Genomic DNA, 7027 nt, shown 5'->3' with positions numbered 1-7027 from the left:
CGCGGATATCTGAAATGGTGCCTGGCAAACATGGACCTCGACGAGGACCAGAAATTCACGATGCAGCATTACCTGCAGGGAGATTGATATGGGTACTCCCGTGTTAATCCTCGGTGATTCCGGCGCGGGCAAGTCTTACAGCCTGCGAAACTTCAACCCCGACGACTGCCTGCTAATTCAGTGCATCCCCAAGCTGCTGCCGTTTCGCCATAAAGGCACCTGGAAAGTTCACGGTAAACCTGACGCGAACGGAGAGCCGCAGCGCGGTAACGTGTTCCGCACTGATGACTGGGCTGATGTTGAAGATAAGATCCAGCGGATGGTGCTTTCAAAGAATCGCCGGGTGCTGATTATCGATGATTTTCAGGTCGTGATGCAGCACGAAAACATGCTGAAGGCCTACACCACTGGCTACACCAAATACACCGAAATGGCTGACCATATCTGGCGAATTATCACCGCGGCCGCCCAGCTGCCCGACGATGTACGCGTGTATTTTCTTGCGCACACCGAAGAGTCAGAAGGCAAGGTGCGCATGAAAACAGTTGGCCGCATGCTAAATGAAAAGCTGACGCCGGAGGGTTATTTCTCCATCGTACTGCGCGCCATCAAGAAAGACGGCAAGCACGTATTCCTGATCAAGGGCGATGATAACGACACCGCCAAAGCACCACCCGACCTATTCCCCGATCAAACCGAAATGGACAATGACCTGTTCGCTGTAGACCAGGCCATCTGTAACTTCATGTCTGAAGGAGACATCTGATGCAGCAACCACAACAGCCAATGAGCTTTGTTTTCAACCCGGAATCAGCGAAAAAGGCCGGAACGTCAGCCATGCTCAACGAAACCGGGGCCTATGAGGGTGTGATCCTGCACGCTCACTACAACTTCGGGACCGACAGCCAGTCGCAAACGCTGGAGCTGGGTTTCGAATCAAATGGCCTCAAGGCAAATTACCTGCGCATCAACTTTATCAACCGCGAAGGTGAGCAGACTTTCGGCATGGATACAGTATCCGCGCTGCTGTGGGCGGCCGGAGTTCGTGATGCACAACCTCAGCAGCGGCAAACCCCAGATGGCATGGTGTGGGCGCTGCCTGCCATCGAAGGTAAATCTGTTGGACTGGTACTGCAGAAGGAGCTGCGCACGAAGAGCACCGACGGATCGGATACCTACCAGATGAACATACGCCATGTTTTCCAGGTTAAAACACGCCTGACGTATGCCGAGCTGGCTGACAAAGTACCGGCAGAGGCGATTGATAAGTTATTGCTGTCGTTAAAAGACGTGGACAAACGTCAACCAGTTGCGCCGAACGGTGCCGCACCGGGCGCGCGCGGTGGTCCGACTGTAAACCGTTATGCCAATCAGGCGACAGGCAATCAGCAGCAATCACGCCTGCAGCAAAACGCAGGCTCGCGAAACGTTGGTCAGCAACCATCACCAGAGCCTGATTTCGACGACGACATTCCCTTTTGACGCCACCCAATCAGCCCCGCCCGGGGCTTTCTGGAGTATCTATGCCACTGCCAAATAGCTCGGCACAATCAGCAGCGCAGAAAGAGCGCGACGGCCTTTTCGCTGATGCCGCTCATCACTGGTTGCAGGCCTCACGCCATGCAACTGGCAACAATATCACCTGGTACCAGCTGCGCGCAGAGTTCTGCGCTGGCATGGCCCGCCGCGCAGCAATTAAGGATCAGCAGCAATGACCTGGATTAACACACTCTCCGGCAAGCACTTCAGCTTTACCGACACCGATGCGGAGGCCATCAGCATCGAGGATATCGCCGGTGCGCTGTCGAATCTTTGCCGCTTTACCGGCCATGTGCAGGACTTCTACAGCGTGGCGCAGCATTCGGTGTACGTCAGTCGCCTTGTGCCGCCAGAAATGGCGTTAGAGGCGCTGCTGCACGACGCAGCAGAGGCTTACTGCGGTGATGTAAGTTTACCACTGAAAGCGTTTCTACCTGACTATCAGGTGATTGAGCACCGTGTCGATCAGTTCATCCGGGACAAGTTCAATCTGCCAGCTGCAATGTCTGCGCAGGTTAAGCGTGCGGACCTGATTATGCTGGCCACCGAGCGCCGCGATTTCGATATGGACGACGGCACGCCGTGGCTGCTGCTTGAGGGCATCGAGTGCGCCGATTTCATGATCTATCCGCTGACGCCACGACAGGCGCGTGTCCAGTTTCTTCAACGTTATAACGAGCTGAAGAAAACCATTTAACCACCCTTTCCGCCTCCTGACCGCCAGCCAACGCCGCCGCATTCGGTGCGGTGCGCCTGCGTGCGGCCACCAGCTGCGGACTATTGAGGGCTTAACTGTGAAACCTGATGAAATCAAAAACGTCAGCGTAATGCTGAATGTGAACGGCAAAACGCTGGCGATCCTGATACCAGCGGAAATGAAGCTGCCCGTAGCACTCTTCGCGATTAACGCTGCCTCGGAGAACGGCCCTGTGACGCTCGTGCCAGTTCCGCACACCTCATTGCCGCCAGATCCGGAGATGCAGAAATGATGCACCCACTCGGTATTTACCTTTTCGGCATGTTCATGAGCTGCGTTTATACGCTGCTGTGCGTTTGGATTTTTGGCTGACTGCGGTCGGCGGGAGATAAAAATGGAAAAGTATTACGTGCATGGTTGCCGGAGTAACGGCGATGAAATCGAACGCTGTGAAGACAGCGAGGCGCAGTTCTGGACGCTGTATGCGCGAGACAGCGAAGGCCTGAGCGAGGGAATCATAGACTGCGTATTTCGTGAGGATGCTGAAGCTGCTATGGCCGTTTACGCCGAGCGCGACCGGCTGAATGCGGATGCAGCATTAGCCGAAAAATCGCTGAAAGAAGCAAATGACGTTGTGCTGAAGGCGCATGAAAAGTTCAACGCACAGAACGACGAAATTGATGCTTTGCGTGAGCAGGTGCGGGCGCTGATTGCGGCGAGTTTGCAGGAAATTAATGATGACATGGCGCTGGCATTTCACCGGGCTATTACCGACGGGGATATCGGCGGCGACGATATTGAAGAGATAAAGAACGGATTGCGGGCGGCTATTGCCAATCTCTTCGCAAACACACCAACAGACGCCATTCTTAGCGAGGTTCGGACACAGGCCCGCGCCGAGGGCATCCACTTTGCGGCAAACAGACTCCTCGCAGCGTGGGAGTCAGGGTTTGTTGATGACACTCCAGCCGAGGCCCACGACATCTCTGGCGCTATTCTTTCCGCGTTGGAGTTCCTGCCTAACGCTGATGAAGGAGAGTTCAAGCGCGACTATGCAGATGAAGTTCGCGCCCGTATCCGAACCCGCATCCGCATCCGCGCCGGGGAGGTGAAGCCATGAGCAACTCCACTGTAATAGCTGTATGGCCAGGCGAAAAATCCGAAGAGATGGAAGAGCTGAGTAACGGATGGGGCAGCGGCCCGGTAATTTGGAATGATATGGCTGTACGCTATCTGGGCATGGCTCGAAATGCCTATAACTGGGAAATAGATAAAATCTGGCCACTGCCTAAGCGCAAGGATATCCCTGAACACAACCGCGCTGTCTTGGCGATGACATACGACAACATGATCGTCATGCGTGAAGATTATTCCCGCGCAGCGAAATGCATTCGCCTTTATCTGCAAGATTTCCCTGTTGATGAACGGTACGTCAACCACTGGCCACGAATTGCTGAGATTTTTGAGGGTAACCCCGACTGCGCCGCTATCGGCTTGTGGCTCACATCAGTATGTGAAAATCCATTTGCTGGCGAGTGGAATGAAGAGGCTGACCAATATGATCAACCGGACTGGTCCAAATACTGGAACGTGTTTGAATGGCTTGATTGTCTGGGTACCGACAAGGATCAGTCCATATGACAACTTTAACCTTCATTTTCCTGATCCTCGCCTCTCCGGTGCGCGACGGCAGCGCCTGGAGTATCACACCGATGCCGTCTATGGCTGTCTGCGAGCGGGTACTGGCTGATGTTCGTTCCCATGGTGGCTGGGGCGACGATTTCCCCGCCGTGCCAGACGGCGCTCACTGTAAAGAGGTCAAACAGTGAAGAAACTAATTGAGATGTTCACTCGCGAGAGACTAATGCAAATGGCCGACGAAAATACTATTTGCAAATTATCTCTGGAGGAAAGAGTAGCATTAACTAGGTTAGCTCTCATGGTTAATGAACCATCAGGGGTGATTTACCAAATCCGACAGAACAACGGGAGCCCTGAGTGGGAACAATGGTCAGAGGTCAGCGCTGAAGAATTTTATGCCGACGTCGAAAGTAAAGGCTGGGAATTTCGAACATTGTATGTTCTTAGTTGAACTTTCGTGACTCAACTGCAGGGTTTCGCAAAAAAACATCATAATCCTTTAACTTCATGAGTTTTTATGAAATTTTTTCGGACTAATTATTAACCACATTAAAACCCTTCAAAGAGCAATAATTGCACAGCAAAAGTTTATCTTTCTGACATCTGGTTACTACCAGACCAGATTCAAAAACTACCGACCTAAAAACTTTAAGCTTTTTCCTAATTTTTCTTTTCGCTATTGCACCAAAATTCACTTTGAGGTTTTGATAATACTAAGCTTTAAATCTTTTATTGAGAAAGCAATGAATGTACAGTTTTTTTTATGAATTGATGGCTAGGAGGTGATCGTGAAAGTCGATTACATCAATGATAAGAAAAAATTCACATATAGGACAATGGGCTACTGGGTTTTAATTCTAAAAGTTAATGAGTATATTATTTTTGAAAAAGCCTTGCTTGGTATACCTTTAAAAAAAGCGCAGGCGTATATTCATAATTTCACGTATCTAGGAGAGCACAGATACAGGTCTCGGATCATTGATGGCAATAAGTTGCTGGTTCGCAGAATCCCGGACAACGATGCCACCATATGAATACCATGTTAATTAAATTGTTTAATAGACACCGATTAACCAATATATTCTCCCACTCTCTGTCTTAAATAGTTTATAGCCACTCCCTTTAAGATATCGAGACAATAACCGCCAATCGGCGGTTTTTTTACGCCCTCTCCCCATGAAAAACACAATCCGGCGCCACCTCGCGCGCCACCATATTTTCTATGCCAGCATCCGCCCGGCGGCTGTGCTGATCCTGCTGCTTATCGCGGCGTTAACTGCGGAGCTATTTCTAAAGTGAACTCCTATCAATTACATGTTGGTCGTTGCGAAGCCGTTCTGAAGACGATGCCGGATAACTCAGTGGATGCGATTGTCACCGATCCACCCTACGGCCTGAGCTTTATGGGGCACAAATGGGATTATCAGGTACCGACGGTTGAGCAATGGGCAGAATGTCTACGCGTGCTTAAGCCAGGCGGGCATCTGTTGGCGTCTGGTGGTTCCCGAACCTATCACCGCTTGGTCGTAAACGTCGAAGACGCAGGCTTTGAAATCCGTGACATGATCGAGTGGTTATACGGCACCGGCTTCCCGAAATCTCACAATCTCGATGGAGAGTTTGACGGCTGGGGAACGGGCCTTAAGCCCGCCCATGAGCCAATCGTTATGGCCCGTAAGCCGTTCAAGACGACGGTGGCTAATAACATGGAGCAGTATCGTACCGGAGCGCTGAACATCACCGCCTGCCGTATTTTCACCGATGACGAGCTGACTGGCGGTAAAGGCGCACTACTATCGCATCAGCGGGACAGCACTGAACCCGCCAGCAACTACCAGCAGACACCTGAGGGGCGCTGGCCAGCAAACCTGATCCACGACGGCAGCGATGAAGCGATCGCCATATTCCCGGCAAACGCTGGCGCAGCATCACCGGTAAGAGGTACTGAGCCATCAGCCGCCGGGACAGGAAACATTCTCGGTATGAGAAAGCGTGTCGCGACACATCATCATGGTGACAGCGGTAGCGCCGCGCGCTTCTTCTACTGCGCGAAGGTGACGCCAGCAGAGCGCGACGAAGGCATGGAACGCTTTATCGCTTTCTCCGCATCGGAAATGACTGGTGGCCGCAAAGAGGGTAGCGCGGGCCTTAACGATCCTCGCGCCGGTGCCGGACGCAACAACGGTGCGAAGAACCCGCACCCGACCGTGAAGCCGATTGCGCTGATGAAATACCTCTGCCGCCTTATCACTCCACCAGGCGGAATTGTTCTCGACCCATTTACAGGCAGCGGCAGTACCGGCCGCGCGGCGATTGAAGAGGGATTTTCTTTCATCGGCATCGAGTTAGATCCGGACAACATCGTAACCGCCAGCGCCCGCATCGGTTATTCCTACAAGCAAATGTCTGCGCCAGCAGCGCCAGCAGCGCCAGCAGCGCCAGCAGCGGAGAATGACGTGTGGCCGGTCGAAGTCAAACGCCTGGCAGACCAAATCGAGCATCTTGCCGATCTGGAGCCGGAGCACCAGCGCAAGGTGAAACACCACATCAACACTCTGCTGCTTGAGCGCGAGCCAGCAGGTGTAATCATCGCAACGGCACAAGCCCTCACCAAAACATTCGGGAACATTCCAGCATGAGAGAAATCATAGTCGACAACTTTGCCGGCGGCGGCGGCGCTAGCACCGGTATTGAAATGGCCACCGGCCGCAGCGTGGACATCGCCATCAACCACGACCCGAATGCGATCGCTATGCACACGACAAACCACCCGGACACGCTGCATTATTGCGAATCGGTATTCGATATCGACCCGGTGGTGGCGACCGCCGGCGCACCGGTTGGCCTGGCGTGGTTTAGCCCGGACTGCCGCCACTTCAGCAAAGCCAAAGGCAGCACGCCGGTTAAAAAAGAGATTCGTGGACTGGCGTGGATCGTACTGCGCTGGGCGCTGGCCACCCGCCCCAGAGTCATGATGCTGGAAAACGTGGAGGAATTTAAAACCTGGGGGCCGCTGCTGGATGATGAGGCTCGTCCGGATCTGGCGCGTGCCGGAGAAACCTTTGAGGCGTTCATCGGTATGCTCAGCGCTGGTATTGCCGCAGACCACCCGGCTCTGGATGAGGTGTGCGAATCGTTGCAGATTGACCG

The 7027-nt window shown here is 53.1% G+C and carries 11 protein-coding genes; all 11 read left to right on the top strand.

Features of this window, described 5'->3' with window-relative positions; all coding sequences use genetic code 11:
* Positions 1 to 88: 88 nt before the first annotated feature.
* The gene (locus tag JOE09_RS25965; RefSeq protein ID WP_205067848.1) at positions 89 to 766 is read left to right on the top strand and encodes a DEAD/DEAH box helicase family protein; all 678 of its coding nucleotides are present in this window, start codon (positions 89 to 91) and stop codon (positions 764 to 766) included.
* Positions 766 to 1482: a single stranded DNA-binding domain-containing protein gene (locus JOE09_RS25960; protein WP_239553312.1), complete on the top strand. Its 717-nt coding sequence runs from the start codon at positions 766 to 768 to the stop codon at positions 1480 to 1482. The genes JOE09_RS25965 and JOE09_RS25960 overlap by 1 nt, the downstream gene beginning before the upstream one ends.
* Before the next feature lie 41 nt (positions 1483 to 1523).
* Complete coding sequence (locus tag JOE09_RS25955; protein WP_200544130.1) at positions 1524 to 1715, top strand: ANR family transcriptional regulator; 192 nt, start codon at positions 1524 to 1526, stop codon at positions 1713 to 1715.
* On the top strand, positions 1712 to 2236 hold the full coding sequence (locus JOE09_RS25950) for an HD family hydrolase (protein WP_205067847.1): 525 nt from the start codon (positions 1712 to 1714) through the stop codon (positions 2234 to 2236). Before JOE09_RS25955 ends, JOE09_RS25950 begins: the two co-directional genes overlap by 4 nt.
* A gap of 97 nt (positions 2237 to 2333) precedes the next feature.
* A complete protein-coding gene (locus JOE09_RS25945) occupies positions 2334 to 2528 on the top strand; it encodes a hypothetical protein (protein ID WP_205067850.1) in 195 nt (64 codons plus the stop codon).
* A 102-nt stretch (positions 2529 to 2630) separates the two neighbouring features.
* Positions 2631 to 3356 carry a hypothetical protein gene (locus JOE09_RS25940; RefSeq protein ID WP_205067846.1) on the top strand — a complete coding sequence of 242 codons (726 nt, stop codon included), beginning with the start codon at positions 2631 to 2633 and terminating at the stop codon, positions 3354 to 3356.
* A complete protein-coding gene (locus tag JOE09_RS25935) occupies positions 3353 to 3877 on the top strand; it encodes a hypothetical protein (RefSeq protein WP_205067845.1) in 525 nt (174 codons plus the stop codon). Before JOE09_RS25940 ends, JOE09_RS25935 begins: the two co-directional genes overlap by 4 nt.
* Positions 3874 to 4065 (top strand): hypothetical protein, encoded by a 192-nt coding sequence (locus tag JOE09_RS25930; RefSeq protein ID WP_205067844.1) that lies wholly within the window; start codon positions 3874 to 3876, stop codon positions 4063 to 4065. Before JOE09_RS25935 ends, JOE09_RS25930 begins: the two co-directional genes overlap by 4 nt.
* 600 nt (positions 4066 to 4665) lie before the next feature.
* Positions 4666 to 4911: a hypothetical protein gene (locus JOE09_RS25925; protein WP_146114195.1), complete on the top strand. Its 246-nt coding sequence runs from the start codon at positions 4666 to 4668 to the stop codon at positions 4909 to 4911.
* A gap of 261 nt (positions 4912 to 5172) precedes the next feature.
* The gene (locus JOE09_RS25920; RefSeq protein WP_338049398.1) at positions 5173 to 6516 is read left to right on the top strand and encodes a DNA-methyltransferase; all 1344 of its coding nucleotides are present in this window, start codon (positions 5173 to 5175) and stop codon (positions 6514 to 6516) included.
* Positions 6513 to 7027, top strand: a 515-nt coding sequence (locus JOE09_RS25915) for a DNA cytosine methyltransferase (protein WP_205067843.1), incomplete at its 3' end; no start/stop codon positions are given. The genes JOE09_RS25920 and JOE09_RS25915, both read left to right, overlap by 4 nt.

The organism is Pantoea coffeiphila (assembly GCF_016909495.1).
Lineage (GTDB): Bacteria > Pseudomonadota > Gammaproteobacteria > Enterobacterales > Enterobacteriaceae > Erwinia > Erwinia coffeiphila.
Note: the sequence above shows the minus strand (reverse complement) of the source record. Positions and strands in the feature narration are given on the sequence as shown.

What these genes read in the sequence shown, in the direction of transcription:
- JOE09_RS25965 (WP_205067848.1), top strand. Translation starts at nt 89, where the DNA reads ATGGGTACTCCCGTGTTAATCCTCGGTGATTCCGGCGCGGGCAAGTCT.
- JOE09_RS25960 (WP_239553312.1), top strand. Translation starts at nt 766, where the DNA reads ATGCAGCAACCACAACAGCCAATGAGCTTTGTTTTCAACCCGGAATCA.
- JOE09_RS25955 (WP_200544130.1), top strand. Translation starts at nt 1,524, where the DNA reads ATGCCACTGCCAAATAGCTCGGCACAATCAGCAGCGCAGAAAGAGCGC.
- JOE09_RS25950 (WP_205067847.1), top strand. Translation starts at nt 1,712, where the DNA reads ATGACCTGGATTAACACACTCTCCGGCAAGCACTTCAGCTTTACCGAC.
- JOE09_RS25940 (WP_205067846.1), top strand. Translation starts at nt 2,631, where the DNA reads ATGGAAAAGTATTACGTGCATGGTTGCCGGAGTAACGGCGATGAAATC.
- JOE09_RS25935 (WP_205067845.1), top strand. Translation starts at nt 3,353, where the DNA reads ATGAGCAACTCCACTGTAATAGCTGTATGGCCAGGCGAAAAATCCGAA.
- JOE09_RS25930 (WP_205067844.1), top strand. Translation starts at nt 3,874, where the DNA reads ATGACAACTTTAACCTTCATTTTCCTGATCCTCGCCTCTCCGGTGCGC.